The organism is Lysobacter terrestris, assembly GCF_014489475.1.
GTDB classification, from domain to species: Bacteria; Pseudomonadota; Gammaproteobacteria; order Xanthomonadales; family Xanthomonadaceae; genus Agrilutibacter; species Agrilutibacter terrestris.
Genome location: NZ_CP060820.1, coordinates 681,912 through 706,739, shown reverse-complemented (window position 1 = coordinate 706,739; position 24,828 = coordinate 681,912). Strand labels below are relative to the sequence as shown.

Here is a 24,828-nt window from a genome sequence, read left to right as displayed (position 1 = left end):
CGATGCCGATCCGCAGCGCAACGCTCCGCAACGCGATCGGGACGGCCGCGTTCGCGCTGCTGCTGGGCGCCTGCGCCACTCCCGCGCCGCAACCGGCCGCGCCCGCGTTTGATGCGGTCGCCGTCGTGCAGGCGATCCGCGCGGCGGGCGCGGCCAGTTCCAGCGAACTCGACGTGCAGCCCTTGCGCGACCCGCAGGTCGAGGACCTGCGCGAGCAGGCGGAGCAACTGCAAGCCAGGCGCATGTACCGTGGCGCGGCCGATCTGCTCGACCGCGCGCTGCAGCTCAACGCCGACGATCCCGCCTTGCTGCAGGAGCGCGCCGAACTCGCCTTCCTGCTGCGCGACGTGGCGCAGGCGCAGCAGCTGGCGAAGCAGGCGCTCGCGCTGGGGTCCACCACCGGTCCGCTGTGCCGCCGCCACTGGGAAACGCAGCTGCAGGCCGCCCTGCTGCGTGCCAACGACCGCGTCATCCGTCGCGGCGAAAGCGAGGCAGCCGCCGTCGCCCGCGTCGGCGCGGCCGCCGCGGAAGTGCGCAACGCGCGGGTGCAGCGCGAGGCCTGCACCGTCGCCGCGCTCGATCGTTTCTGATGGCGGGTCGTCTCGCCGAAGCCAGCCGCGCCGCATTGAGCGAGGGCGGCGAACTGGCCTCGAAGATCGATGCCTTCGCCCCGCGCGCAGCGCAGCAGGACCTGTCCGCCGCGATCGCGGATGCGTTCGAAACCCGCGACACCCTGATCGCCGAAGCCGGCACCGGCACCGGCAAGACCTTCGCCTACCTCGTGCCCGCGCTGTTGTCGGGGATGAAGACGATCGTATCGACCGGCACGCGCGCGCTGCAGGACCAGCTCTACCACCGCGACCTGCCGCGCGTGCGCGACGCGCTCGGTCGCGGCCTCAAGATCGCACTGCTGAAGGGGCGCGCCAACTACCTGTGCCTGTACCGCCTCAACCAGGCCAAGGGCGAGCCGAAATTCAGCAATCGCGAACAGATCGCGCAGTTCCAGCGCATCGTCGCGTGGAGCGGACGTACGCGCATGGGCGACCTCGCCGAAGTCGAGGCGTTGCCCGAGGATTCGCCGCTGCTGTTGATGGTGACCTCGACCGCGGACAACTGCCTGGGCAGCGAATGCCCGTTCTTCGGCGACTGCTTCGTCGTGCAGGCGCGCCAGCGCGCGCAGGCCGCCGACGTGGTGGTGGTTAACCACCACCTGCTGCTCGCCGACCTCGCGCTCAAGCAGGAAGGCTTCGGCGAGATCCTGCCGGGCGCGCAGGCGTTCGTGGTCGACGAAGCGCACCAGTTGCCGGACCTCGCCGCGCAGTTCTTCGGCGAGGCGCTGAGTGCGCGCCCGCTGGTGGAGCTCGCGCGCGATGCGATCGCCGAATGCAAGGAGGTCGCCGGTTCGCTGGCGGCCGTGCAGGGGCCGGCGCGCGAGCTCGAGCATGCGGTGCGCGCGCTGCGCGCGGCGATGGACGAATTGCCGGTGCGTGGCACGCGGCGCCGGGCCAGCGAGCTGGAAGCGGCCGAGCAGGCGTTCGATGCGCTGGATACGGCGCTGGACCAGCTGCGAGCCGTGCTCGAACCGTTGCGCGAATCCGCGCCCGGCTTCGATGGTTGCGCGGCCCGCGCGCAGGAATTCCTCTCGCGCCTGCGGCGCTGGCGCGGCGAAGCACCGCTGGAGGCGAGCGGCGACGATCTCGACATGCCGTTCGACGCATTGCCGGCGGCACCGGATGCGGCGATGCCCGTGGATGCGCCGGCCCCGCAGGAAGACACCGGCGTGCACTGGTTCGAACTGACCGCGCGCGGTTTCCGCCTCAGTCGCACGCCACTCGACGTGGCCGGTCCGCTGGCCCAGCACCGCGAACGCTCGCACGCGGCCTGGGTGTTCACCTCGGCCACGCTCGCGGTCGGCGGCCGCTTCGACCATTACGCGGCCAAGCTCGGCCTGCACGATCCGCAGACGCTGCTCGCGCCCAGCCCCTTCGACTGGCCGCGCCAGGCGCTGTGTTACCTGCCGACCGGCTTGCCCGATCCGGGCGTGCGCCACTACAGCGACAGCCTTATCGACAAGCTGCGCCCGGTGCTGGAAGCGTCCAGCGGCCGCGCCTTCGTGTTGTTCGCCTCGCACCGCGCGCTGCGCGAGGCGGCCGAACTGCTGCGCGACGGGCCGTGGCCGTTGTTCGTGCAGGGCGAAGCGCCGCGGCCGGTGTTGCTGGAGCGCTTCCGTGCCTCCGGCAACGGCGTGCTGCTGGGCGCGGCGAGTTTTCGCGAAGGCGTCGACGTCGCCGGCGAGGCGTTGAGCGTGGTGATCATCGACAAGCTGCCGTTCGCGGCGCCCGACGATCCGGTGTTCGAGGCGCGCCTGGAAGCGATCCGCCGCAACGGCGGAAATCCGTTCCGCGACGAACAGCTGCCGCAGGCGGTGATCGCGCTCAAGCAGGGCGCCGGCCGCCTGATCCGCAGCGAAAGCGACCGCGGCGTGCTGGTGCTGTGCGATCCGCGCATCACCTCGAAGAGCTACGGCAAGGTGTTCCTCGATTCGTTGCCGCCGTTGCCGAAGACGCGACGGCTGGAGGATGTCGCCGCGTTTTTTGCCCCCGCACCTTTTGCGTCAGAATCGCCTGCCGACGACGCCGTGATCGACCCCACATGAAGCTGCTCGCCCTGGAAACCGCCACCGAAGCCTGTTCCGTCGCCCTGTGGCTCGACGGCGAGGTGCGCGAGCGCTTCGAACTGGCGCCGCGCCGCCATGCCGAACTGACGTTGCCGTGGGCCGAGCAGTTGCTGGCCGAGGCGGGCGTGGCGAAGTCGCAGCTCGATGCGATCGCGATCGGCCGCGGCCCCGGCGCCTTCACCGGTGTGCGCCTGGCCGTCGCGCTCGGCCAGGGCATCGCGCTCGCCCTCGACCGTCCCGTGGTGCCCGTGTCGACCCTGGCCGCGCTGGCGCTGCAGGCGCAAGGCCTACGCGTGCTGGCGGCCATCGATGCGCGCATGGGCGAGGTCTACGCGGCCGCGTTCGAACTGCGCGACGGCGACGCGGTCGCGCTCGACGCCGAACGGGTGTTGCCGCCGGACGCGGTGCTGCTGCCGGACGATGCCGCGGGCTGGCACGGCGTGGGCACCGGCTTCGCGGCGCAGGGCGACGCCCTGGCCACGCGGCTGGCCTCGCGCTTCGCCAGCATCGATGCCGGCGCATTGCCGCACGCCGCCGACATCGCGCGGCTCGCCGCCGCGGCGTTCGCGCGCGGCGAAGCGGTGGCTCCGGAATTCGCCGAGCCGGCCTACCTGCGCGACAACGTCGCCTTGACCATCGCCGAGCAGCAGGCGCTGCGCGATGCGAACAAGTAAACGGGTGCTTCAAGCCCCCTCGACGACGGCCTGTATTTCGGCCCGGGCTTCGCGCGCGCTGCGCGGAACTGCGAATACCCGGAATGGCCAGTGCTTCCCTGATATCGCCCGGCATCCGGGCCGGGTGCGCATCGGCCCCGTCGTGACCAAGTCTTCTGCCAGGTAATCGCGCCGGCCGTGCCGGGCGCGCTCAATCGTCGATCAGCTCGCCGCCCGGCATGAACAGCCAGGTGCGGGTGACGTGCAGGATGTCCGGGTCTTCCTCGGTCTTCGGCAGCGGCGCGTAGGGCTCGGCCAGCCTCGCGATCCGCAGGGCCGAGGAGTCCAGCAGCGCGATGCCGCTGGACTCGATCACCTGCGCGCGCTCCACCGTGCCGTTGCGGCGGATCGCGATGGTGATGACGACCTTGCCGGCCAGGTGGCGGCGCCGGGCCTCGTCCGGATAGTTGAGGTTGCCCACGCGCTCCACCCGCTTCACCCATTCGCTCAGGTAGCTCGCCCACGCGTACTCGGTGGTGCTGGCGGAGACGAACTTGCGCTTGGGGCGCTTGGCGTAGCGCTCGGAGCGCAGGTGGATCTCGGCGGCGAGCCGGGCCATGGCCATGTCGCGGGCGACCTTCTCGCGGCCGCGCGGCAGGGCCTGGTCGTCGGCGGGCGGGGTGGGCTGGGCCTTGGCGACCGTGGTGTCGCTGTGCAGGGTGCTGACGACGCGGTCGCGCGGCGCCGGCTGCGGCGCCGGCGACTGCGCGCGCAGCGGGCGCGGGGCGATGCCGGGTTCGGGTTGCGGCGCGGGGCCGGACTGGGTCTCGCGCGGGCGGGTGGTCTTGTCGTGTTCGCCCCCGCCCTGGTTGGTCGCCTGGGCGAGGAAGTCGGCCTGTTTCTTGGTGAGCGGGGAGGTGGTCTCGGTCAGGATCACGTCCAGGGTCGGCATCACCGGCGCCGCGCTTTCCACCGCCCAGCCCACGCCCAGCAGGAGCATGGCGTGGACGAGCACCGACAGCACCATGGTGGCGCTGATGCGGCGGTTCTCGCCCAGGGCGTATTCCCCGGGGTGGGGCGGGACGCGGGCCGCGACGGTGCTCATGCCGCCAGTTTCTGCTCGATGCAGTCGAACAGCAGGCCGGCAATGTTCAGCCCGAACTGGGCATCGAGCTCGCGGATGCAGGTCGGGCTGGTGACGTTGACCTCGGTCAGGTAGTCGCCGATGACGTCCAGGCCGACGAAGACCATGCCCCGGCGCTTCAGCTCCGGGCCGACCTGGGCGGCGATCCAGCGGTCGCGCTCGCTCAGCGGCTGGCCGCGGCCCTTGCCGCCTGCGGCCAGGTTGCCGCGGAACTCGTCGCCCTGCGGGATGCGGGCCAGGCAGTAGTCCACCGGGATCCCGTCGATGAGCAGGATCCGCTTGTCGCCCTCGGTGATCTCCGGCAGGTAGCGCTGGGCCATGGCCAGGTCGCGGCCGCCGGCGGTCAGGGTCTCCAGGATCACGTTGGTGTTCGGGTCGCCGGCGCGGACGCGGAAGATCGAGCGCCCGCCCATGCCGTCCAGCGGCTTCAGCACCGTGTCGCCGTGCTCGGCCAGGAAGGCCTTGAGCACCGCGGCCTCGCGGCTGACCACCGTGGGCGGGACGCACTGGGGGAATTCCAGTGCGGCCAGCTTCTCGTTCATGTCGCGCAGGCCCTGCGGGTCGTTGACGACCAGCGCCCCGGCGCGCTGGGCCAGGCCCAGGATGTGGGTGTCGTTGAGGTAGGCGGTGTCGACCGGCGGGTCCTTGCGCATCAGCACGACCTGGCCCGGCCCGAAGGTCCAGCGGGACCAGTCGCCCAGCTCGTACCAGCCTTCCGGGTCGTCCCTTACCGTCAGCGGCGCCACCGTCGCCTGGGCCTGTCCGCCCGCCACCGCCAGCCCGCCCGGGCGCACGTACCAGAGGCGATGGCCCCGGCGCTGGCCTTCCAGCAGCATGGCGAAAGTGGAGTCCTTGGCGATCTTGATGGACCCGATCGGATCCATCACCACGACGATGTCGACACCCGGCTTCGAGGGCATGTTGGCTGCGGTGAAAACGATGCGCGCGATGGTAGCAGGCGGGGTCGGAGGCGCGCCGGCGCGTGCCGCAAAACGTCACGTTCCGGCCGCGCAAGTGCAAACCGGGTCGCGATTGTGCAACCCCGCACATTCAGGGAGGCCGGCTTGCGAGATCGCGCTTGACAGTCCGCGCTATGCTTGAAATAAAGGCACTTCGCGACGTGCGGGGCTCGCCGTGATCGCACAGGGGATTCAAAGCATGCAAGAAGGTCGCAACGGCAACCTCGACGGTCTGAAGGTCATGGTGATCGATGATTCCAAGACCATCCGCCGGACCGCGGAGACCTTGCTCAAGCGCGAAGGCTGCGACGTGGTGACCGCGACCGACGGCTTCGAAGCCCTGGCCAAGATCGCCGACCAGCAGCCGCAGATCATTTTCGTCGACATCATGATGCCGCGTCTGGACGGCTACCAGACCTGCGCGTTGATCAAGAACAACCAACTGTTCAAGAACACGCCGGTGATCATGTTGTCGTCGAAGGACGGACTGTTCGACAAGGCCCGGGGCCGCATCGTCGGTTCCGAGCAGTACCTGACCAAGCCATTCACGCGCGAGGAACTCCTCGACGCGATCCGCAATCATGTACACGCCTGACCGGGGGGTAGGGCACCAATGGCACGTATTCTGCTGATCGAGGATTCGCCGACCGATACGGCGGTCCTGACCCAGCTGCTGGAGCGCAACGGACACCAGGTCCTGGCGTCCGGCAGCGCTGAAGACGGCATCGCCGCGGCGAAGCGCGAAATGCCCGACCTCGTCATCATGGACGTGGTCCTGCCGGGCATGAACGGCTTCCAGGCGACCCGCGCGTTGTCCAAGGATGCCGCGACCAGCGCCATCCCGGTGCTGATCGTCAGCACCAAGGACATGGACGTGGACAAGGCCTGGGGCATGCGCCAGGGCGCGCGCGACTACATCGTCAAGCCGCCGCGCGAGGCCGAGCTGATCGCCCGCATCAACGCGGTGCTGGGCCACTAACCGGACTACCCAGAAGTGAGCAGCAACCTCTCCGCGCTCAGCCCGTTCGAGCTGCTGGCCGACTACGAGCGCCGCAGCCTGGAACACGTCGCCGGCCTGCCCGAACAGCTGGACGCGCCCGGCCTGTGGCGCGGCGTCGGCTACCGGGTCGGCTCGCACCGCCTGGCCTCCGGCTTCGACGAGGTGCGTGAAATCCTGCCGCTGCCGCCGATCACCCTGGTGCCCGGCGCGCAGGCGTGGATGCTCGGCGTGGCCAACGTGCGCGGCAACCTGCTGCCCATCGTCGACCTCAAGCAGTTCCTCGAAGGCGAGCGCACCGTGCTGCACGAAAGCCAGCGCGTGCTGCTGGTCCGCCAGCCCGGCGGCGACGTCGCCGTGCTGATCGACGAACTGTTCGGCCAGCGCAGCTTCGTCGACGCACAACAGGTCGAGCACGCGCAGGCCGACGAGGACCCGCTGTATCAGGGACGCTACCAGCACTTCATCGACCGGTCCTACCGCGTCGACGAACACGCATGGGGCATCTTCAGCCTGGACCGGCTGGCCCGCACACCCGAATTCCGTCAAGCCGCCGGCTGACGCTACCCAACAACCAGCAACACGCAAGCAGCAATCGCCAACGAGGTTGAACCATGAGCACTGTGATGAATCCCAAGGGCCGCGGCCTCGGCGTCAATACCTGGTTGACGATCCTCGGCATCTCGGTGGTCATCTTCGGCGTCAACGCCGGCTACGCCACCTGGAAGGGCTCGCGCCTGGCCGGTGCGAGCTCCTCGGCCGCGTCGCTGCAGGTGAACTCGCAGCGACTGGCGGTGCAGGGCGCCGAGGCCGTGGGCGGTGACAAGGACGCGTACGCGGCCTTCAAGGCGACCAAGGCGCAGATGGACGCCGACGTGAAGCAGCTGAACGACCGCTTCGGCGGCGAGCTCGGCGTCTCCGGCGACATCGACAAGGTGTCCAACATCTGGGACCTGGTGGGCAAGAACGCCGACCAGGTCATCTCGTCCGAAGCCGCGGTGACCGGCCTGGCCACCAAGGCCGACAGCTTCGCCGCCAAGGTGCCGCAGCTGCAGGCGCGCCTCGACGAACTGGTGCGCGCGATGTCCTCGAGCGGTTCGCCGGCCTCGCAGGTCTACCTCGCCCTGCGCCAGAACGTGCTCGCGGGCCAGATCGACAAGAACATCACCGCGATGCGTGCCGGCGGCGCCGGCGCCTCGATCGCGGGCGACCAGCTGACCCGCACCGCTGCCGTGTTCGGCAACGTGCTGACCGGCCTGCGCAAGGGTGACGCCGCGCTCGGCGTGACCCCGCTATCCAACGGCGGCGCGCTCGCCGCGCTCGGCCAGGCCGAGACGCTGTGGACCGACATGAAGAAGGACCTGGACGCGATCGGCACCGGTTCCAAGAACCTGTTCACCGCGCAGGCCGCCGCCAGCACGATCACCAGCGAGTCGGGCACGCTGCTCGCCAACGCCGAATCGCTGTTCCGCTCGCTGACCGCCTTCGGTTCGGTGCGCAGCAAGAACCCGCTCGGCCACATCCTGATCTCGGTCCTGTCCGGTATCGCCGCGATCATCGCCATCGCCGGCTTGCTGTTCTCCTTGAACCGCGCGCAGCAGAAGCGCTACCAGACCACCAAGGAACTGAACGACCGTAACCAGGAGGCGATCATGCGCCTGCTGGACGAAATGGGTTCGCTCGCAGAAGGCGACCTCACCGTGAAGGCGACCGTGACCGAGGACATGACCGGCGCGATCGCGGACTCGATCAACTTCGCCGTCGAGCAGCTGCGCAGCCTGGTGCAGACGATTACCGATACCTCGGTGCAGGTGGCCTCCAGCGCGCAGGAAACGCAGGCGACCGCCATGCACCTCGCCGAAGCCGCGGAACACCAGGCGCAGGAAATCAGCTCGGCCTCCGACCGCATCAGCGAAATCGCGGCGAGCATCGACCAGGTGTCGAAGAACTCCGCCGAATCCGCGGACGTGGCGCAGCGCTCGGTGCAGATCGCGACCAAGGGTGCCGGCGTCGTGCGCCAGACGATCGCGGGCATGGACAGCATTCGCGACCAGATCCAGGAAACCTCGAAGCGAATCAAGCGACTGGGTGAGTCGTCGCAGGAAATCGGCTCGATCGTGGAACTGATCAACGACATCTCGGAACAGACCAACATCCTGGCGCTGAACGCGGCAATTCAGGCGGCCTCGGCCGGTGAAGCGGGCCGCGGGTTCGCGGTGGTGGCCGACGAAGTGCAGCGCCTCGCAGAACGCGCCTCGAACGCGACCAAGCGAATCGAAACGCTGGTGCAGACGATTCAGTCCGACACCAACGAAGCGGTGTCCTCGATGGAACAGACGACCTCGGAAGTGGTCGCCGGTGCGCGCCTCGCCGAAGACGCGGGTACCGCGCTGGGCGAGATCGAAAAGGTGTCGTCCGACCTGTCGGGCCTCATTCAGGGCATCTCGACGGCGGCGAAGCAGCAGTCCAGCGCGGCGTCGAACATCACCGCGACGATGAACACCATCCAGTCGATCACCGCGCAGACCTCGCAGGGTGCGAGCCAGACGGCGCAGTCGATCGGAAACCTGGCGCAGCTCGCGGCCGACCTGCGCCGCTCGGTCGCCGACTTCAAGCTGCCGGCCTGATCGACGCGGACGGAACGGATAACGAAATGCTCGGCTTGAAGGCAAATCGCTACGCGCCCGTGCCCGCCCGCGAGGCAGGCGCCGCGGCCACGCGCCGACACGGAGGCAACCCATGACCGTGTTGCGCGACGCGATCGACACGACCACGCTGGGCTGGGTCAAGCCCGAACTCGACGCGACGCTGCGCCTGGCGCGCGACGAGATCGAGGCGTTTGCAGAAAATCCCGCGCAGGTCGCGCACATGAAGACCTGTGCGGCGCACATGCACCAGGTGCATGGCACGCTGCGCATGATCGAGCTGTACGCCCCGGCGATGGTGGCCGAGGAGATGGAGCGCCTGTCGCTCTCGCTGATGCGTGGCGAAGTCGCCGAGCGCGACGACGCCTGCGCGGCGCTGATGCGCGGCGTGGTGCAGCTGCCCGACTACCTGGAACGCCTGCAGGGCGGCCACCGCGACATTCCGATCGTGCTGCTGCCGCTGCTCAACGAGCTGCGTGCGACCCGCGGCGAAGCGGGGTTGAGCGAGAGCGTGCTGTTCTCGCCGGACCTCGACCGTCCGCTGCCGGAAGACCTGCCGGCACCGACCCCGTCGGCCGCCAAGCCGGCGCGCGACGAACTGATGACGCACCTGGGCGGGCTGCGCGATGCACTGGCGGCGTGGCCCGAAGACGGCGCCCCGGCGGATGCCTCGCAGCTGGCGAAGACCGTCGACGCCCTGCTGGCACAGGTCGATGTCGAACCGCTGCGGCGCATGCTGTGGGTGGCCTCGTCCGTCGCCGGCGCGCTGCGCGACGGTGCGCTGGCCGCCAATCGCGGCGTGCGCCAGGCCTTCGCCGGCGTCGAGCGCGAAGCACGCCAGACCCTGGTCGAAGACAGCTTCGCCTTCGGCGCTCCGCGTGCCGATGCCGCGGCCGAACCGACCCGCCAGCTGCTGTACCACGTCGCCCACAGCGAGAGCCAGCATCCGGCCCTGAACAGCCTGCGCCAGACTTTTGACCTCGAAGGGCAGATGCCCAGCGAGGACGAACTCGAACACGCGCGCGGCAGCCTCAGCGGTCGCAACCGCGCGCTGCTCGACACCGTGTCGGCGGCGATCAAGGAAGACCTCCTGCGCGTCAAGGACGCGCTGGACCTGCACCTGCGCACGCGCCAGACCGACGTCAACCAGCTGCAGCCGCAGGTCGATGCACTGACCCGCGTCAGCGACACGCTGGGCATGATGGGCCTGGGCGTGGCGCGCAACGTGGTGATGCAGCAACGCGATGCGATGCGCGAGATCGTCGGTGGCCGCCGTGCTGCCGATGAAGGCGCGCTGCTCGATGTCGCCGGCGCGCTGCTGTACGTCGATGCCTCGCTCGACGACCAGGTCGCCCGCCTCGGCCGCCCGGATGCGGGCGGTGAGGAAGACCTCGCCGCCGGCGAGCGCAACAAGGTCATCGACGTCGTCGTGCGCGAAGCCATCGCCAACTTCGGCGATGCGCGCCAGTCGTTCGTCGCCTTCGTCGAAACCGGCTGGGAACACGCCGAACTGGGCGAAGTTCCGCGCCTGCTCGACGAGGTCGGCGGTGCCCTGCGCATGCTGGAGCAACAGCAGCCGTCCGAGTACCTGACTGCGGTGAAGCGCTACGTCGAGGTCGAGCTGCTCGGCCGCAAGCGCATCCCCAACAGCCAGCAGCTGGACACCATGGCCGATGCCTTGGCCAGCCTCGAGTACTACCTCGAAGCCCTGCGCGACCAGCGTCCGGCGCGCGACGAGATCCTCGAGATCGCCCGCCACGCCCTGGAGCGCCTACGCTACTGGCCGCTGCCGGCGATGGAAGAAGTAGTCGCGCCGGCCGCCCCGGTCGAAGCGCTGCAGTTCTCGCCCGAACTGGCCGACGCGCTGGATTTCGGCAAGATCGAACCGTTCCGCGGCACCACCACCGCGCCGGCCGTCGAGAAGATCGACGCGCCGGTTGTGCCCGAACCCGCGGTCGCCCCCGTTGTGCACGCCCCGGTCGCGACCACCGCCGCCGCCGTCGTGGCCGGTGGCTTCGAACGCAGCGACGACATCGACGATGAGATCCGCGAGGTCTTCCTCGAGGAACTGCAGGAAGAAATCGCCAACCTCGGCGAGCTGCTGCCGCCGTGGAGCGCCACGCCGGACGACGCCGAACGCCTGCGTCCGATCCGTCGCGTCTTCCACACGCTCAAGGGCAGCGGCCGCCTGGTCGGTGCCAAGACCCTCGGCGAGTTCAGCTGGAAGGTCGAAAACATGCTCAACCGCGTGCTCGACGGCACGCGTCCGGCGAGCCCGGCCGTCGTCGCGCTCGTCGGCCACGCGCACGACGCGCTGCCGCAGCTGCACGCGGCGTTGCGCGGCGAAGGCGCGATCACCGCGGACCTGGCCGGCCTGGAAGCCGTCGCCGATCGCCTGGCCGCCGGTGAAGAGGCGATCTTCACCCCAGCGGCGCCCGCTGCCGCGCCGGAACCGGTGGTCGAGGCCTTGCCGGAACTCGCCGACGCCGCAGTCGTATCGATCGATGTGGGCGATCTCCAGTTCGAGCCGGAAATCGAAGTCGAGCCGGTTGCCGCGATCGCCGAACCGGCCGCCGTTCCCGGCGTCCCGGCCTCGGTCGATGCCGTGCTGCTGGAGATCCTCGCCGGCGAAGTCGGCGGCCACCTGGTCACGATCGAGTCCTGGCTGGACAGCGCGCGCCATGCGCCGCAACCGGCGAGCGAGTCGCTGCAGCGCGCCGTACACACGCTCAACGGCGCCTTCGCGATGACCGAAGTGCCGGTGATCACCGAGATCACCGGGCCGACCGAGACCTACATCAAGCGCCTGCTTGCCATCGGCGGTTTGCCGACGGGCGAAGGCGTGATGGCGATGGGCGACGTCGCCGGCGCGATCCGCGGCACCCTCGAGGGGCTGCAATCGCCGGTGCCGCACGTGCCGCATTTCGACGGCCTTGCCGCCCGCATGCAGGCGCTGCGCGACAGCCTGCCCGAAGCGCGCCCGCACCAGTTCGTGGAAGAAGCCGCTGTCGCGGACCTGCCCGACTTCGACTTCAGCGAATTCACCAACCTGGCGAGCGAAGTCGGCGCCGGCAACCTCGCCGCCGCTACGCCGGCCGCACCGTCGACTTTTGCCTCGCTCGAGCTGGCGCCGTTCGAAACCGCGCCGGATCTGGCCGGCATCGACGAGGATCTGTCCGCGACCGATGAAGAGCTGCAAGGCATCGAGTTCGACGTAGCGCCGCTGGAAGTCGAACTGCTGGAAACCGAACGCCTCGGAGCCGAACGCGCCGAGACCGAGCGTCTTGAAGCCGAACGTGTCGAAGCCGAACGTGCCGAAGCCGAGCGCGTCGAAGCCGAACGCACTGAGACCGAGCGTCTCGAAGCCGAGCGCCTCGAAGCCGAACGTCTCGAAGCCGAACGCCTCGCCGCCGACGAAGAAGCCGAATACGCCCGCCTCGAAGCCGAGTACGCCGAAGCGGCGCGGCGGGCGCAGGAACAAAGCGAAGCCGAAGAGCGTGCGCGACTCGAAGCGGCCGAAGCCGAGCGCGTGGCCGCCGAACAAGCCGAGGCCGCGCGCCTTGCCGCGGAGCAGGCGGCCGCCGAGGAAGCGGCGCGTGCCGAAGCGGCACGCATCGCCGAGGAAGAGCGCCTCGAAGCCGAACGCCTGGCTGAAGAACAGGCCGCGGCCGCGCAGGCTGCAGCGGAAGCCGAGGCCGAAGCCGAGCGTCGTGCCGAGGAAGTGAGGGTCGCCGAAGAGCGTGCGCAGCGCGAAGCCGCCGCTGCGGCGGCCGCACTGGCCGCGGCCACGATGCTGCCGCAGCCCGATCACGCACCGGAACCCGCCGTCGCCGCGATCCTGGCGCATGCCCAGTCGGGTAGCGAGGATCCGGACGAAGCGCTCGACCTCACCGGGCTGGATCCGGAGCTGGTCGACATCTTTGTCGAGGAAGGCGCGGACCTGCTCGACCACTCCGACGGCCTGCTCGCCGAACTGCGTGCGGCGCCGGATTCGCGCGAACCGCTGATCGGCCTGCAGCGCGACCTGCACACGCTCAAGGGCGGTGCGCGCATGGCCGGCATCATGGCCGTGGGCGAACTCGGCCACACCATGGAATCGCTGCTCGAGTCGGTGGTCGAAAACCGCGTCGAACTCGGCAGCGACGGTGTGCCGCTGCTCGAACGCGGCTTCGACCGCCTGCATGCGATGGTCACGCGCGTCGGTGCGCGCCAGGCGATCGCGATGCCGGAGGCGCTCATCGCCGAGTTCGACGCGCGCTCGCGTGGCGAACGCGCCGCGGCGTCCGTTTCCACGCCGGCCGAAGTGGCGGAAGCGCCGCAGCATTCGGCCGCCACCGCTGCGCCCGCGCCGCTCGAACTCAAGCCGCTGTCCGCGCCGATGGTCGACGCGCCGCACGGCGACGAGGACGACATCGGCACGCGCGCGCCGCAGGAGCAGGTGCGCATCCGCGCCGACCTGCTCGACCGCCTCGTCAACTACGCGGGCGAAGTCGCGATCTATCGCGCCCGCCTGGAGCAGCAGCTGGGTGCATTCCGTGGCGCCATCGCGGAAATGGACCAGACCAATATCCGTCTGCGCGACCAGCTGCGCCGCCTGGAAATCGAAACCGAAGCGCAGATCATCGCCCGCTTCCAGCGCGAGCACGACACCGCGGACGCGACGTTCGATCCGCTCGAGCTCGACCGCTTCTCGACCCTGCAGCAGCTGTCGCGCGCGCTCGCCGAATCCGCGGCCGACCAGACCAGCCTGCAGGTCACGCTCGACGATCTGACCCGCCAGTACGAAACCCTGCTGCTGCAACAGTCGCGCGTGAGCTCGGAGTTGCAGGAAGGCCTCATGCGCACGCGCATGGTGCCGTTCGACTCGCTGGTGCCGCGCCTGCGTCGCGTCGTGCGCCAGGCCGCGGGCGAAACCGGCAAGCAGGCCCAGCTCAAGCTCGGCAACGCGCAGGGCGAACTCGACCGCAACGTGCTCGACCGCATGACCGCGCCGCTGGAGCACATGCTCCGCAACGCGATCGCACACGGGCTGGAGAAGCCCGATGCGCGCAAGAAGGCGGGCAAGGCGGAAGAAGGCGCGATCAGCATCGCGATCCGCCGCGAAGGTTCGGAAGTGGTGCTGGAAGTCGCCGACGACGGCGGCGGCCTCAACCGCGATGCGATCCGCAAGCGCGGCGAGGAGCGCGGCCTGGTCCGCCAGGACGCCGTGCTGAGCGACAACGATCTCGACATGCTGATCTTCGAGCCGGGTTTCTCGACGGCCGACGAAGTCAGCCGCCTGGCCGGTCGCGGCGTCGGCATGGACGTGGTCGCCTCGGAAGTGCGCCAGCTCGGCGGCACGATCGACATCCACTCGAAGGCGGGCGAGGGCACGCGCTTCACCCTGCGCCTGCCGCAGACGCTTGCGGTCACCCAGGCGGTGTTCGTGCGCATCGGCGAGACCACCTTCGCGGTGCCGATCGCCTCGGTGCGCGGCGTGGGCCGCATTCCGCGCAACGAACTGCAGGCCGGTACGGTGTACCAGTACGGCGGCGAAGACTATCCGGTCCACGACCTTGGCAACCTCGTCGGCCACGCCACCGCGAAGGCAGAAGGCCAGCTGCAGATGCCGGTGCTGCTGATCCGCGCCGGTGACCTGCGTGCCGCCGTGTGCGTCGACCAGGTCGTGGGCAACCGCGAAATCGTGGTGAAGCCGGTCGGCCCGCAGGTCGCATCGGTGCCGGGCATCTTCGGCGCCACGATCATGGGCGACGGCAGCGTCGTGGTGATCCTCGACGTCGCTCCGCTGGTGCGTCGCCAGGCGGTGCTCGCGCCGGAACACCTGCCGGCTGCGCCGACGATCGAACATCGCCGCGTGCCGATGGTCATGGTGGTCGACGACTCGGTCACCATGCGCAAGGTCACCGGCCGCGTGCTCGAGCGCAACAACTTCGAAGTGCTCACCGCGAAGGACGGCCTCGACGCGCTGGAGAAGATGGTCGAGCACGTGCCCGACCTGATGCTCCTCGACATCGAGATGCCGCGCATGGACGGTTACGAACTCGCCACGGCGATGAAGGCCGACGCGCGCCTGCGCAACGTGCCGATCGTGATGATCACCTCGCGTACCGGCGAGAAGCATCGCCAGCGCGCGTTCGACATCGGCGTCAACCGCTACCTGGGCAAGCCGTACCAGGAGCCGGAGCTGCTCCGCAACGTCTTCGAACTGCTAGGGATAGCGCGCACCCATGAGTAACCACGCCCGCCGCGTCGTGTTGCTGGCCCGCCCCGGCGCGGCCCGCGACCGCATGCGTGAGGCGCTGGACCAGGCTGGCGCGAACATCGTGCTGGAAGCCGATCCGGCGGCCACCGACCAGGCGACCGTGCTTGCCTCGCAGCCGCAGATGGCGTTGATCGTGCTCGATGCCAGCACCGACGAAGCGCTCGACCGCTTCGATGGCGTGCTGTCCGATCCGGCGATCGAAGTGCTGTTCGAGGAAGCCGAACACGCGGTCGGCCGCGTCGGCTGGGATGCCGCGCGCTGGGTGCGGCATCTGCGTGCCAAGCTCGGGCTGGCCGACACCGTGCTCCCGCCGGGCCGCGAGGCCGAGGCGCAGGATCTCGCCGTGCCCGCGCCGGTCGCGGCCGTGGTGGTGCCGGCAACGCCCGTCGTCACGGCGGTGCCGCCCGAGATGCCGCCGCTGCCGGAAATGCCGCCGCCGTTGCCGGAACTCGCGTTGCTGGACAACGACGAGGTCGCCCCGATCGAGCTGCATACCGACATGGAGCTGGTCACGGTCGAGCTGGGCGACGAAGCCGCGCATTACGTGCACGAGCACGGCGCGGATGCCTTGCCGCCGTTCGTGGCCAAGCTGGACCTCGAACTCGCGGACGCGACGCCGAGCGAGATCCGGATCGAGGGCCTGGAACTCGAAGAAGACCACGCCGCCGACAGCAGCCGCTTCCACAACGACATGGTCGACTTGCATTCGCGCATCGCCGCGATGGAGCTGGTCGAAGACCGGACCAAGGCAACCACGCGCGGTGTCGTGCTGGTGATGGCCGGCATCGGCGGGCCCGATGCAGTGCGGCAGTTGCTCGGCGCCCTGCCGGAACGGTTCCCGCAGCCCGTGCTGGTGCAGCAGCGCCTCGACGGTGGCCACTACGACAAGCTGGTCGCGCAGATGCAGCGCGCCACGGCCTTGCCGGTGAAACTGGCCGCGAGCGGCGACGCCGTGGCGCCCGCCACCGTCTACATCCTGCCGCCGACCCTCGGCGTCCAGCAGGACGCGCAAGGGCTGGCCTTCAACGATTTGCCCGCCGACCTGCTCGCATCGCTGCCGGCCAACGACAGCGCGGTGCTGCTGCTGAGCGGCGCCGATCCCGCGCAGGTCGATGCCGTCATGAAGATGGCAGGGGCGGGCGCCCTCGTGGCCGGCCAATCGCTGGACGGCTGCTACGACGTTGCCGCACCTGCCGCCCTGGCTTCGCGCGGCGGTCAGGCCGGCAAGCCGCAGGACCTGGCGCGCCGCCTCGCCGAGCGCTGGCACTGAGCACTAGAAGAACCCGGATACAACGATGAACAGCCAGGCGATGAACACCCCGAGCCCGAACGCCGCCCCGACCGACATCCGCGGCGTGCTCATCGCCATTGCGCGTGCCCGCCTGCTGCTGCCCAACGCAACCATCGCCGAGGTGCTGTCGTTCGCGCCGCCTTCGCCGGTGGAAGGGGCGCCGGACTGGCTGCTGGGCCGCATCCGCTGGCGCGGTTGGGAACTGCCGCTGATCGCATTCTCGCAGATGGCGGACATCGCGCCGGAAGCCGGTGGCCTGGGCAGCAAGGTCGTGGTGCTCAAGGCGCTCGGTGGGGATGCGAAGGCACCTTACTTCGCAATCCTGACCCAGGGCTTCCCGCGCCTGGTCACGGTGGCGACGGACCGCCTCCTGCACGAACCCGACGAGCAGCTCCCGCGTGGCGTGCATGCGCGCGTGTGGCTCAACGAGGACGAGGCCTTCATTCCCGATCTTGAGGCCGTGCAGGCCCTGATCGGCAACGCGCTGGCACAGGCCCAGGCCGCCTGACCGCGCGCGCGCCGGCGACTGCGTCGGCCGCTCGCACTGCTCCGCAAGCGCTTCTGCCGGCACCGCTTCGGCGCGCCGGCATCGCCGGCACATCCACTGCGTGTTACCGGGCCGCTTAGCCCATCGATGCGTTGCGCGACGGCCGTACTCGGGCCGTATCGGTCAGGTCAGGTCGCCCAGTCGCGACTGCAGCGCCGCGATCGCCGCCAACCCCGCCGTTTCGGTGCGCAGGATCCGCGGCCCCAGGCGCAGGCCGCGGAAGCCCGCCGCCACCAGTTGCTCGCGATCGAGCGGTGACCAGCCGCCTTCGGGGCCGACCGCGAGCACGACGTCGTCGCCATTTGGCGCGTCCAGCGTGGCCAGCCCGAGGTCGCCTTCCGGATCCAGGATCAATCGCAGCCCACCGGCGGGCAACGCCTGCAAGGCCGCGGCCAACGCCACCGGCGCGGTTACCGCGGGGAGCCGGGCCCGTCCGCACTGTTCGCAGGCGGCGGCCACCACCCCGCGCCAATGCGCGAGGCGCTTCGCCGCGCGTTCGCCGTCCAGCTTCACCTCGCTGCGCTGCGACCACAGCGGCGCGATCGCGCTGACCCCGAGCTCGGTGGCCTTCTGCAGGATCAGGTCCATCTTCTCGCCGCGCGCGACGCCCTGCAGCAGGGTGATGCGCAGTGGCGATTCGTTGTCGATCGGCTGCGACTCGCCGACCGCGACGCGCACGCCGCGCTTGTCCTGCGCAACGATGCGCGCCGCATGGTCGTGGCCATCGCCGTTGAACAGGACGCACGCGTCGCCCACCGTCAGCCGCAGCACGCGCGACAGGTGTGCGGCCGCGCTGTCCGGCAGTTGCAGTTCGATGCCCGGCGCCAGCGGCGCCTCCACGTGCACGCGGATGGTGCGCATCAGCCGGCCTCCGCGGTCGCTTCGTCGATGGCGCTACGGGTGACGTCGGCCAGCAGTTGCAGCGCGTCGTCGTCGATGCAGTACGGGGGCATCCAGTAGAGGATGTCGCCGAGCGGCCGCAGCAGCACGCCACGCGACAGCGCATGCCGGTAGGCGCGCAGGCCGACGCGATGGGACGTATCGAACGGCGTGCGCTTGTCGCCGTTCCGGGTGAGTTCGAAGGCAACGATCATCCCGGCCTGGCGCGCGTCGGCGACATGCGGATGCGCACCGAGCGGCTGCGCGAGTGCGGCCATCCGGGCCGCGGTCGCGCGGTTGCGTTCGATGATGTTGTCGCTGGCGAAGATGTCCAGCGCTGCCAGCGCGGCCGCGCACGCCAGCGGGTTGCCGGTGTAGCTGTGCGAATGCAGGAACGCCCGCTCGCGCGAGTCGTCGAGGAAGCCGTCGTAGATCGACTGCGTCGCCAGCACCGCCGCCAGCGGCAGCGCGCCGCCGGTCAGTCCCTTCGACAGGCACAGCAGGTCGGGCTGGACCCCGCTGGAACCGGCAACGCGAGCGTCGCCGGGGGCCTGTTCGCAGGCGAACAGCGTGCCGGTGCGGCCGAAGCCGGCGGCGATCTCGTCGGCGATCAGGAACACGCCGTGCGCGTCGCACAGTTCGCGCGCCAGGCGCAGGTAGACCGGATCGTGCATGCGCATGCCGCCGGCGCACTGCACGCGCGGCTCCAGGATCAGGGCGCAGACTTCACCGGCGTGGCGCTCGAGGATGTCGCGCAGCGCATCGGCCGCGCGCTGCGCGCGCTTCACCGGCGTCTCCCCGGGCTCGCACAGGTAGGCGTCCGGGGACGGCGCGAACAGGGCTTCGGCGAGCAGCGGCGCATAGATGCGGCGGTACAGCGGGATGTCGCCGACCGCGAGCGCGCCCAGCGTCTCGCCGTGGTAGCCGTTCTCCAGTGCGATGAACTTGGTGCGCCCCGGTGCACCGCGGTTGCGGAACCAGTGGAACGCCATCTTCAGCGCGACTTCGACGCCGGCCGAGCCGTTGTCGGCATAGAACACCTTGGCCAGGGGCGCGCGGCCGGCTTCGCGCGGGGCCATGGCCAGCAGCCGTTCCGCCAGTTCCACCGCCGGCGCGTGCGAGCAACCGGCGAGGATCACGTGTTCCAGGGTCGAGGCCTGCCTGGCGATGGCGGCGGCGATGCGCGGTTCGGCGTGGCCGAACAGGTTGGTCCACCAGCTGCTGATCGCATCGAGGTAGCGGCGACCGTCACGGCCCACCAGCCACGGGCCTTCGCCGCGCGCGATCGGCAGCAGCGGCAGCGTGTCCGGGTGCTCGCGCATCTGCGTGCACGGGTGCCAGAGCACGGCCAGGTCGCGCGAACGCCATGCATCCGCGTCCGCTATCATCATTGGATCGTGAGTCGTGTCCTGCATCCCGCCATTATCGCAGCCCCGGGGGCCGCCACCGCGCGTCCGCGGACGGGGTCGCGTGGTTGCCACGGGGGTGGCTCGTGACGCGCCGGCTGCCCACCATCCACCGCATCACCGAACACGAGGCCGGGCCGTACCGGCTCGAACGCCTCGAGCTCGAATTCGCCAACGGCGAGCGCCGCAACTACGAGCGCCTCCACGGCCGCGGCCACGGCGCGGTCATCGTCGTGCCGATGCTCGATGACGACACGGTGCTGCTGGTGCGCGAATACGCCGCCGGCATGCACCGCTACGAGCTGGGCCTGGTGAAGGGCCGGATCGACGCGGGCGAAACCGCGCTGCAGGCCGCGGATCGCGAACTGAAGGAGGAGGCTGGTTACGGCGCGCGCTCGCTCACCCTGCTGCGCGACATCACCCTGGCCCCGACCTACATGAGCCACACCGCGCAACTGGTGCTGGCGCGCGACCTGTACCCCGAGCGCCTGCCGGGTGACGAACCCGAGGAGCTCGAAGTGATTCCGTGGAAACTCGATGCGCTGCATGAACTGATCCTGCGCGAGGATTTTTCCGAGGGCCGCAGCATCGCGGCGCTCTTCATCGCCCGCGAATGGCTGAGGTTGCAGGCATGATCGACCGCGAATTGCGCGAGGAAGTCATCGCCCTGGCGCAGGACGCCGCGGCCGCGATCCTGGGCATCTACGACAGCGAATTCGCCGTCGAGCACAAGGACGACGATTCGCCGCTGACCGCCGCCGATCTCGCGGCGCACCGCTGCATCGTCGAAGGCCTGGCGCGCATCACCCCGGACATCCCGGTGCTGTCGGAAGAATCCGCACACGAAGTCAGTACCGGCGAACGGCGCGGGTGGAATCGCCTGTGGCTGGTCGATCCGCTCGACGGCACGCGCGAGTTCGTCAAGCGCAACGGCGAATTCACCGTCAACATCGCGCTCATCGAGGACGGCGTCGCCGTGTTCGGCGTCGTACAGGCTCCGGTGACAGGGCGGCTCTGGTACGGCGGCGCGTCGCTGGGCGCGAGCGTGCGCGAGCACGGCCATGAGGCGCCGCTGCGCGTGCGCGCGCCGGCATTGGCGCCGTTGCGTGTTGCCGCCAGCCGCTCGCACCGCGACGCGCGCACGCAGGCCTTCATCGACCGCATGGGTGAAGTGGAGCCGGTGGGGCTGGGCTCGTCGCTGAAGTTCTGCCGCATCGCCGAAGGCGGGCTGGACGTGTATCCGCGCTTCGGGCCGACCAGCGAGTGGGACACCGCCGCCGGCCAGTGCGTGCTCGAAGGCGCCGGTGGCGCGCTGTTCGATCCGCAGGGCCGGCCGTTCCGCTACAACCAGCGCGAACGGATCCTCAACGGCGATTTCATCGCCCTGGGCGACACCGCGCTGCCGTGGCGCGACTGGGTGCGCGAAAGCGCCTAGCCGCTGCCCATCGGCCGCGGCTGCTTTCGCGAACGCCCGACCATGGATGGCCGTGTCGCCCGCGTCCATCGCGTGCTCGCAACGCATCCCCGCTAAATCCGCGCACCAGTGAAGACCGACATGACCGAGCTCCCGCAGGACCACCGCGACATCCACACCCTGCTCGAAATCATGCGGCGCCTGCGCGACCCGCAGGGTGGCTGCCCGTGGGACGTCGAGCAGACCTTCGCCACGATCGCGCCGTACACGATCGAGGAGGCCTACGAGGTGGCCGACGCGATCGACCGCAATGATCTGCACGCGCTGAAGGACGAACTCGGCGACCTGCTGCTGCAGGTGGTCTTCCATGCGCGCATGGCCGAAGAGCAGGGCGACTTCGCCTTCGGCGACGTGGTCGCCGCGATCAGCGACAAGATGATCCGTCGCCACCCGCACGTCTTCGCCGATGCCACGGTCGAGGATGCCGATGCACAGACGGTCGCGTGGGAGGAGCAGAAGCGCCGCGAGCGCGCGTCCGCCGGCCACGAGGACACGTCCGCGCTCGCCGGCATCGCCCGCGGCCTGCCGGAATGGCAACGCGCGGTGAAACTGCAGAAGCGCGCGGCGACGGTCGGTTTCGACTGGCCCGACATCGCGCCGGTGATCGCCAAGCTGCACGAGGAAATCGAGGAAGTGCGCGTCGAGTTCGACGCGGTTGCCCGCGATCCCGGCGACATGGGCGCGCGCGATCGCCTGGAGGACGAGATCGGCGACCTGCTGTTCGTCGCCGCCAACATCGCGCGGCACGCCAAGGTCGACGTGGGTGCGGCGATGCGTCGCGCCAACCTCAAGTTCGAGCGCCGCTTCCGCGCGATGGAAACCCTCGCCGATGCCGACGGCCACGCGCTTGCCGCGTTGTCGCTGGAGGCGCAGGATCGTTACTGGAACCGGGCCAAGGACGGCGAGAAATAGCCCCGCGACCGGCAGCCCCTCGACGGCGGATCATGCGATGAGCCAGTTCTCCAGCTTCCGTGATTTCTATCCCTACTACCTGGGCGAGCACGTCAACCGCACGTGCCGCCGCCTGCATTTCGTCGGCAGCTGCGGCGTCCTGCTGCTGCTCGCGCTGGCGATCTGGCAGCGCAACGGCTGGTACGCGCTCGGCGCGCTGTTCTGCGGCTACGGATTCGCCTGGGTCGGGCATTTCTTCTTCGAGAAGAACCGGCCGGCGACGTTCAAGCACCCGTTCTATTCGTTCGCGGGCGACTGGGTGATGTTCAGGGACATCCTGGTGGGACGGATCCGGTTCTAGGCGTACTCGCGAAAGCTCGCTGCGCTCGCCCCCTCATCTGCCCTGCGGGCATCTTCTCCCCGCAGGCGGGGAGAAGAAAAAACACCCTCGCCCCGCTTGCGGGGAGAGGGACAGCGTCGCGAAGTCGCGAAGCGGCAGGGTGAGGGGGCGCGACCTGCAACCTCAATCCTGGAAGATCAGCCACGCCGCCACCACGATCAGGGCGAACCCCGCCCAGTGGTTCCACTTCAGCGGCTGGCCCAGGTACCAGGTGGAGAAGCCGGCGAACACCAGCAGGGTGATCACCTCCTGCATGCCCTTGAGCTGCGGCGCCGAATACATGGCGCTGCCCAGGCGGTTGGCGGGCACCATCAGGCAGTACTCGAACAGGGCGATGCCCCAGCTCACCGCGATGGCCAGCGCCAGCGGCGCCGACTTGTAGCGCAGGTGGCCGTACCAGGCGAAGGTCATGAAGATGTTGGAGGCGAGCAGCAGCAGGGCGGGGTAGAGGCGTTCGAGCATGGCAGTGGGGCGTCTTGGGCGGAAAAAATGAATGGATTCAGGTTCTTGGCTGGATCTTCACGGAGCGTCTACCCTGAGCGGTGCATCTTCACAAACCTGAAGTGAACAGGGAGCCTGTGCTCATGCAATCAACCCGTGACGGTGGCCTGGTCCTGATCGTCGAGGACAACCGCAACATCTCCGAAATGGTAGGCGAGTACCTGGAAGGGCGCGGCTTCGAGGTGGATTTCGCCGCCGACGGCCTGGACGGCTATCGCCTCTCCACCGAGAACAGTTACGACGTGATCGTGCTGGACCTGATGCTGCCACGCATGGACGGCATCGAGGTCTGCAAGAAGCTGCGCGAGGAAGCGCGCAAGTCCACGCCGGTGCTGATGCTGACGGCGCGCGACACGCTGGACGAGAAGCTCAACGGCCTGTCGGTCGGCGCCGACGATTACCTGACCAAGCCGTTCGCGATCCAGGAACTGGAAGCGCGCCTGCGCGCCCTGATCCGCCGCGAGCGCCGCCAGGTCGGCGGCGAAGTGCTCAAGGTCGCCGACCTCGTGCTCGATCCCGCCAGCCTGCGCGTGACCCGCGACGGCACCGAGTTGCAGCTCTCGCCGATCGGCCTGCGCCTGCTGACGATCCTGATGCGCGAGTCGCCGCGCGTGGTCAGCCGCCAGGAGATCGAGCGCGAGATCTGGGGCAACGGGCTGCCGGATTCGGACACGCTGCGCAGCCACCTCTACAACCTGCGCAAGACCATCGACAAACCCTTCGACAAACAATTGCTGCACACCGTTCAGAGCGCCGGTTATCGCGTGGCGGACATATCGCAACCGCCCGACTGACCGCGTCATGCCGCAGGCGCTGCCACGAAAGATCAAACTGGCTTTCATCGCCCAGGCGCTGGTCGCCAGCGTTGCGCTGTGCCTTTTCATGCTGGCGATGGGCCTGGCGGTGCGCCAATCGGTGGTGACCTGGACCGCGAAGCGCGAGGCGACGTTGTTCTGGCAGCAGTACCCGGGGGGCGACGCAGGCGCGGGCGCCCTGCTCAACGGCCGTACGTTGCGCAGCTACTTCGTGCCGCCCGATGGCGGCTTCGACGCCCTGCCGCCGACCGCACGCGACCTGCCGCAGGGATTGAACCAGCTGGCATTCCGGCATTTCGTCTACGTCGACGATCGCCCGCAGGGGCGGTTCGTGCTGGCGATCGACACCGAGATCATCGACACGGTGATCGTATGGACCACGCTGGGCGCCTTGCTGTTCGCGCTCGCCACCTCGTACCTGATGGCCTGGCTGACGTACCGCACGACCAAGCGGATGGTGGTGCCGGTGAGCTGGCTGGCGGGCATCGTGGCGCAGTGGGATCCGCGCGCACCCGACACCGATGCCATCCGCCCGGGCAAGCTGCCGCCGGATTCGGGCAGCGAAGTCGCCCAACTCACCGGGGCGTTGACCGGACTGGCCGATCGCGTCACCGACTTCGTGCAGCGCGAACGCGACTTCACTCGCGACGCCAGCCACGAACTGCGCACGCCGCTGACGGTGATTCGCGTGGCCAGCGACCTGATGCTGGCCGATCCGGGCGCGAACGAACGGCAGTTGCGCTCGCTTTCGCGCATCCAGCGCGCCGGCCGCGACATGGAGGCGGTGATCGATGCCTTCCTGATCCTCGCGCGCGAGGCGGAGGTCGAACCGCTGAGCGAGGAGTTCGACGTGCGCGAAGTCGTCGCGCACGAAGTGGCGCGGGTGCAGCCGTTGCTGTCCGGTCGGCCGATCGAGCTGGAAGTCATCGACCAGGGCGCGCCCACGCTGTTCGCGCCGCCGCACGTGCTCGCGGTGATGGTGGGCAACCTGCTCGGCAACGCCGTGCGCTTCACCGACGAGGGCCGCATCGAACTGGTGCTGATGCCCGAGCAGATCGTGGTGCGCGATACCGGCATCGGCATGTCGCCGGAAATTCTGGTCAAGGCCTTCGATCCGTTCTACCGGGCCGATCACGGGCGCGAGGAAGGCCGCGGCATGGGCCTCTCGATCGTGCGTCGCCTCGGTGAGCGCTTCGGCTGGCCGGTGCGGCTGGAAAGCCAGCCGGGACGCGGCACGATCGCCAGCATCCGCTTTGCCTGAGCCGGGCGAACGCACGCAGGGGCTTG

At 69.6% G+C, this 24,828-nt stretch carries 21 protein-coding genes; 16 read left to right on the top strand and 5 right to left on the bottom strand.

Going from position 1 to position 24,828, the window contains the following annotated elements; all coding sequences use genetic code 11:
* The first annotated feature begins 2 nt into the window (after positions 1 to 2).
* The 3 genes from H8B22_RS03345 to tsaB are packed head-to-tail and all read left to right on the top strand — an operon-like array spanning position 3 to position 3,351.
* Complete coding sequence (locus H8B22_RS03345) at positions 3 to 590, top strand: hypothetical protein (RefSeq protein ID WP_187712709.1); 588 nt, start codon at positions 3 to 5, stop codon at positions 588 to 590.
* Entirely contained in the window at positions 590 to 2,656 is a 2,067-nt protein-coding gene (locus tag H8B22_RS03340) for an ATP-dependent DNA helicase (protein WP_187712708.1), read from the top strand. Before H8B22_RS03345 ends, H8B22_RS03340 begins: the two co-directional genes overlap by 1 nt.
* Entirely contained in the window at positions 2,653 to 3,351 is a 699-nt protein-coding gene (gene tsaB, locus H8B22_RS03335; RefSeq protein WP_187712707.1) for a tRNA (adenosine(37)-N6)-threonylcarbamoyltransferase complex dimerization subunit type 1 TsaB, read from the top strand. The genes H8B22_RS03340 and tsaB overlap by 4 nt, the downstream gene beginning before the upstream one ends.
* Positions 3,352 to 3,541: 190 nt before the next feature.
* On the opposite strand, the gene H8B22_RS03330 is transcribed toward tsaB, so the two are convergent.
* On the bottom strand, positions 3,542 to 4,435 hold the full coding sequence (locus tag H8B22_RS03330; RefSeq protein WP_187712706.1) for an energy transducer TonB: 894 nt from the start codon (positions 4,433 to 4,435) through the stop codon (positions 3,542 to 3,544).
* Positions 4,432 to 5,394 (bottom strand): glutathione synthase, encoded by a 963-nt coding sequence (gene gshB, locus H8B22_RS03325; protein WP_187712705.1) that lies wholly within the window; start codon positions 5,392 to 5,394, stop codon positions 4,432 to 4,434. Before gshB ends, H8B22_RS03330 begins: the two co-directional genes overlap by 4 nt.
* Before the next feature lie 238 nt (positions 5,395 to 5,632).
* On the opposite strand from gshB, the gene pilG reads away from it, so the two are divergent.
* The 7 genes from pilG (at position 5,633) to H8B22_RS03290 (ending at position 17,136) form a co-directional block, all read left to right on the top strand.
* A complete protein-coding gene (gene pilG, locus H8B22_RS03320) occupies positions 5,633 to 6,028 on the top strand; it encodes a twitching motility response regulator PilG (protein WP_187712704.1) in 396 nt (131 codons plus the stop codon).
* A gap of 18 nt (positions 6,029 to 6,046) precedes the next feature.
* Positions 6,047 to 6,412: a response regulator transcription factor gene (locus tag H8B22_RS03315; protein WP_187712703.1), complete on the top strand. Its 366-nt coding sequence runs from the start codon at positions 6,047 to 6,049 to the stop codon at positions 6,410 to 6,412.
* Between the two features lie 15 nt (positions 6,413 to 6,427).
* On the top strand, positions 6,428 to 6,991 hold the full coding sequence (locus tag H8B22_RS03310) for a chemotaxis protein CheW (RefSeq protein WP_187712702.1): 564 nt from the start codon (positions 6,428 to 6,430) through the stop codon (positions 6,989 to 6,991).
* Positions 6,992 to 7,044: 53 nt separating this feature from the next.
* Positions 7,045 to 9,057 (top strand): methyl-accepting chemotaxis protein, encoded by a 2,013-nt coding sequence (locus H8B22_RS03305; RefSeq protein ID WP_187712701.1) that lies wholly within the window; start codon positions 7,045 to 7,047, stop codon positions 9,055 to 9,057.
* A gap of 112 nt (positions 9,058 to 9,169) precedes the next feature.
* Entirely contained in the window at positions 9,170 to 15,310 is a 6,141-nt protein-coding gene (locus H8B22_RS03300; protein WP_187712700.1) for an Hpt domain-containing protein, read from the top strand.
* Positions 15,303 to 16,607, top strand: a complete 1,305-nt coding sequence (locus H8B22_RS03295) for a chemotaxis protein CheB (RefSeq protein ID WP_187712699.1) — start codon at positions 15,303 to 15,305, stop codon at positions 16,605 to 16,607. Before H8B22_RS03300 ends, H8B22_RS03295 begins: the two co-directional genes overlap by 8 nt.
* A gap of 25 nt (positions 16,608 to 16,632) precedes the next feature.
* Positions 16,633 to 17,136, top strand: a complete 504-nt coding sequence (locus tag H8B22_RS03290; RefSeq protein ID WP_225876264.1) for a chemotaxis protein CheW — start codon at positions 16,633 to 16,635, stop codon at positions 17,134 to 17,136.
* Positions 17,137 to 17,298: 162 nt separating this feature from the next.
* Here the strand turns inward: H8B22_RS03290 and H8B22_RS03285 are convergent, their stop codons facing one another.
* Together H8B22_RS03285 and bioA are read right to left on the bottom strand one after the other, a co-directional pair.
* A complete protein-coding gene (locus H8B22_RS03285) occupies positions 17,299 to 18,036 on the bottom strand; it encodes a 16S rRNA (uracil(1498)-N(3))-methyltransferase (protein ID WP_187712698.1) in 738 nt (245 codons plus the stop codon).
* A complete protein-coding gene (gene bioA, locus H8B22_RS03280; protein WP_225876263.1) occupies positions 18,036 to 19,469 on the bottom strand; it encodes an adenosylmethionine--8-amino-7-oxononanoate transaminase in 1,434 nt (477 codons plus the stop codon). The genes H8B22_RS03285 and bioA overlap by 1 nt, the downstream gene beginning before the upstream one ends.
* A gap of 77 nt (positions 19,470 to 19,546) precedes the next feature.
* Between bioA and nudE the strand changes: the two genes are divergently transcribed.
* The 4 genes from nudE (at position 19,547) to H8B22_RS03260 (ending at position 22,186) form a co-directional block, all read left to right on the top strand.
* Entirely contained in the window at positions 19,547 to 20,095 is a 549-nt protein-coding gene (gene nudE / locus H8B22_RS03275; RefSeq protein WP_225876262.1) for an ADP compounds hydrolase NudE, read from the top strand.
* On the top strand, positions 20,074 to 20,895 hold the full coding sequence (cysQ, locus tag H8B22_RS03270) for a 3'(2'),5'-bisphosphate nucleotidase CysQ (protein ID WP_225876261.1): 822 nt from the start codon (positions 20,074 to 20,076) through the stop codon (positions 20,893 to 20,895). The genes nudE and cysQ overlap by 22 nt, the downstream gene beginning before the upstream one ends.
* A 120-nt stretch (positions 20,896 to 21,015) precedes the next feature.
* Positions 21,016 to 21,846, top strand: coding sequence for a nucleoside triphosphate pyrophosphohydrolase (gene mazG, locus H8B22_RS03265; RefSeq protein ID WP_187712695.1), 831 nt, complete (start codon positions 21,016 to 21,018; stop codon positions 21,844 to 21,846).
* 37 nt (positions 21,847 to 21,883) lie between these two features.
* Positions 21,884 to 22,186: a DUF962 domain-containing protein gene (locus H8B22_RS03260; RefSeq protein WP_187712694.1), complete on the top strand. Its 303-nt coding sequence runs from the start codon at positions 21,884 to 21,886 to the stop codon at positions 22,184 to 22,186.
* Positions 22,187 to 22,348: 162 nt separating this feature from the next.
* Here the strand turns inward: H8B22_RS03260 and H8B22_RS03255 are convergent, their stop codons facing one another.
* Positions 22,349 to 22,687 carry a DMT family protein gene (locus H8B22_RS03255; protein WP_187712693.1) on the bottom strand — a complete coding sequence of 113 codons (339 nt, stop codon included), beginning with the start codon at positions 22,685 to 22,687 and terminating at the stop codon, positions 22,349 to 22,351.
* Positions 22,688 to 22,809: 122 nt separating this feature from the next.
* On the opposite strand from H8B22_RS03255, the gene H8B22_RS03250 reads away from it, so the two are divergent.
* The gene (locus H8B22_RS03250; protein WP_187712692.1) at positions 22,810 to 23,520 is read left to right on the top strand and encodes a response regulator transcription factor; all 711 of its coding nucleotides are present in this window, start codon (positions 22,810 to 22,812) and stop codon (positions 23,518 to 23,520) included.
* A gap of 7 nt (positions 23,521 to 23,527) precedes the next feature.
* Positions 23,528 to 24,802, top strand: a complete 1,275-nt coding sequence (locus tag H8B22_RS03245) for a sensor histidine kinase (protein WP_187712691.1) — start codon at positions 23,528 to 23,530, stop codon at positions 24,800 to 24,802.
* Positions 24,803 to 24,828: the final 26 nt, after the last annotated feature.

Coding starts and splice junctions, on each gene's coding strand:
- H8B22_RS03295 (WP_187712699.1), top strand. CDS start 15,303: ATGAGTAACCACGCCCGCCGCGTCGTGTTGCTGGCCCGCCCCGGCGCG.
- H8B22_RS03300 (WP_187712700.1), top strand. CDS start 9,170: ATGACCGTGTTGCGCGACGCGATCGACACGACCACGCTGGGCTGGGTC.
- H8B22_RS03330 (WP_187712706.1), bottom strand. CDS start 4,435: ATGAGCACCGTCGCGGCCCGCGTCCCGCCCCACCCCGGGGAATACGCC.
- tsaB (WP_187712707.1), top strand. CDS start 2,653: ATGAAGCTGCTCGCCCTGGAAACCGCCACCGAAGCCTGTTCCGTCGCC.
- mazG (WP_187712695.1), top strand. CDS start 21,016: ATGACCGAGCTCCCGCAGGACCACCGCGACATCCACACCCTGCTCGAA.
- H8B22_RS03340 (WP_187712708.1), top strand. CDS start 590: ATGGCGGGTCGTCTCGCCGAAGCCAGCCGCGCCGCATTGAGCGAGGGC.
- gshB (WP_187712705.1), bottom strand. CDS start 5,394: ATGCCCTCGAAGCCGGGTGTCGACATCGTCGTGGTGATGGATCCGATC.
- H8B22_RS03285 (WP_187712698.1), bottom strand. CDS start 18,036: ATGCGCACCATCCGCGTGCACGTGGAGGCGCCGCTGGCGCCGGGCATC.
- H8B22_RS03345 (WP_187712709.1), top strand. CDS start 3: ATGCCGATCCGCAGCGCAACGCTCCGCAACGCGATCGGGACGGCCGCG.
- H8B22_RS03255 (WP_187712693.1), bottom strand. CDS start 22,687: ATGCTCGAACGCCTCTACCCCGCCCTGCTGCTGCTCGCCTCCAACATC.
- cysQ (WP_225876261.1), top strand. CDS start 20,074: ATGGCTGAGGTTGCAGGCATGATCGACCGCGAATTGCGCGAGGAAGTC.
- bioA (WP_225876263.1), bottom strand. CDS start 19,469: ATGCAGGACACGACTCACGATCCAATGATGATAGCGGACGCGGATGCA.
- H8B22_RS03290 (WP_225876264.1), top strand. CDS start 16,633: ATGAACAGCCAGGCGATGAACACCCCGAGCCCGAACGCCGCCCCGACC.
- pilG (WP_187712704.1), top strand. CDS start 5,633: ATGCAAGAAGGTCGCAACGGCAACCTCGACGGTCTGAAGGTCATGGTG.
- H8B22_RS03315 (WP_187712703.1), top strand. CDS start 6,047: ATGGCACGTATTCTGCTGATCGAGGATTCGCCGACCGATACGGCGGTC.
- H8B22_RS03250 (WP_187712692.1), top strand. CDS start 22,810: ATGCAATCAACCCGTGACGGTGGCCTGGTCCTGATCGTCGAGGACAAC.
- H8B22_RS03245 (WP_187712691.1), top strand. CDS start 23,528: ATGCCGCAGGCGCTGCCACGAAAGATCAAACTGGCTTTCATCGCCCAG.
- H8B22_RS03305 (WP_187712701.1), top strand. CDS start 7,045: ATGAGCACTGTGATGAATCCCAAGGGCCGCGGCCTCGGCGTCAATACC.
- H8B22_RS03260 (WP_187712694.1), top strand. CDS start 21,884: ATGAGCCAGTTCTCCAGCTTCCGTGATTTCTATCCCTACTACCTGGGC.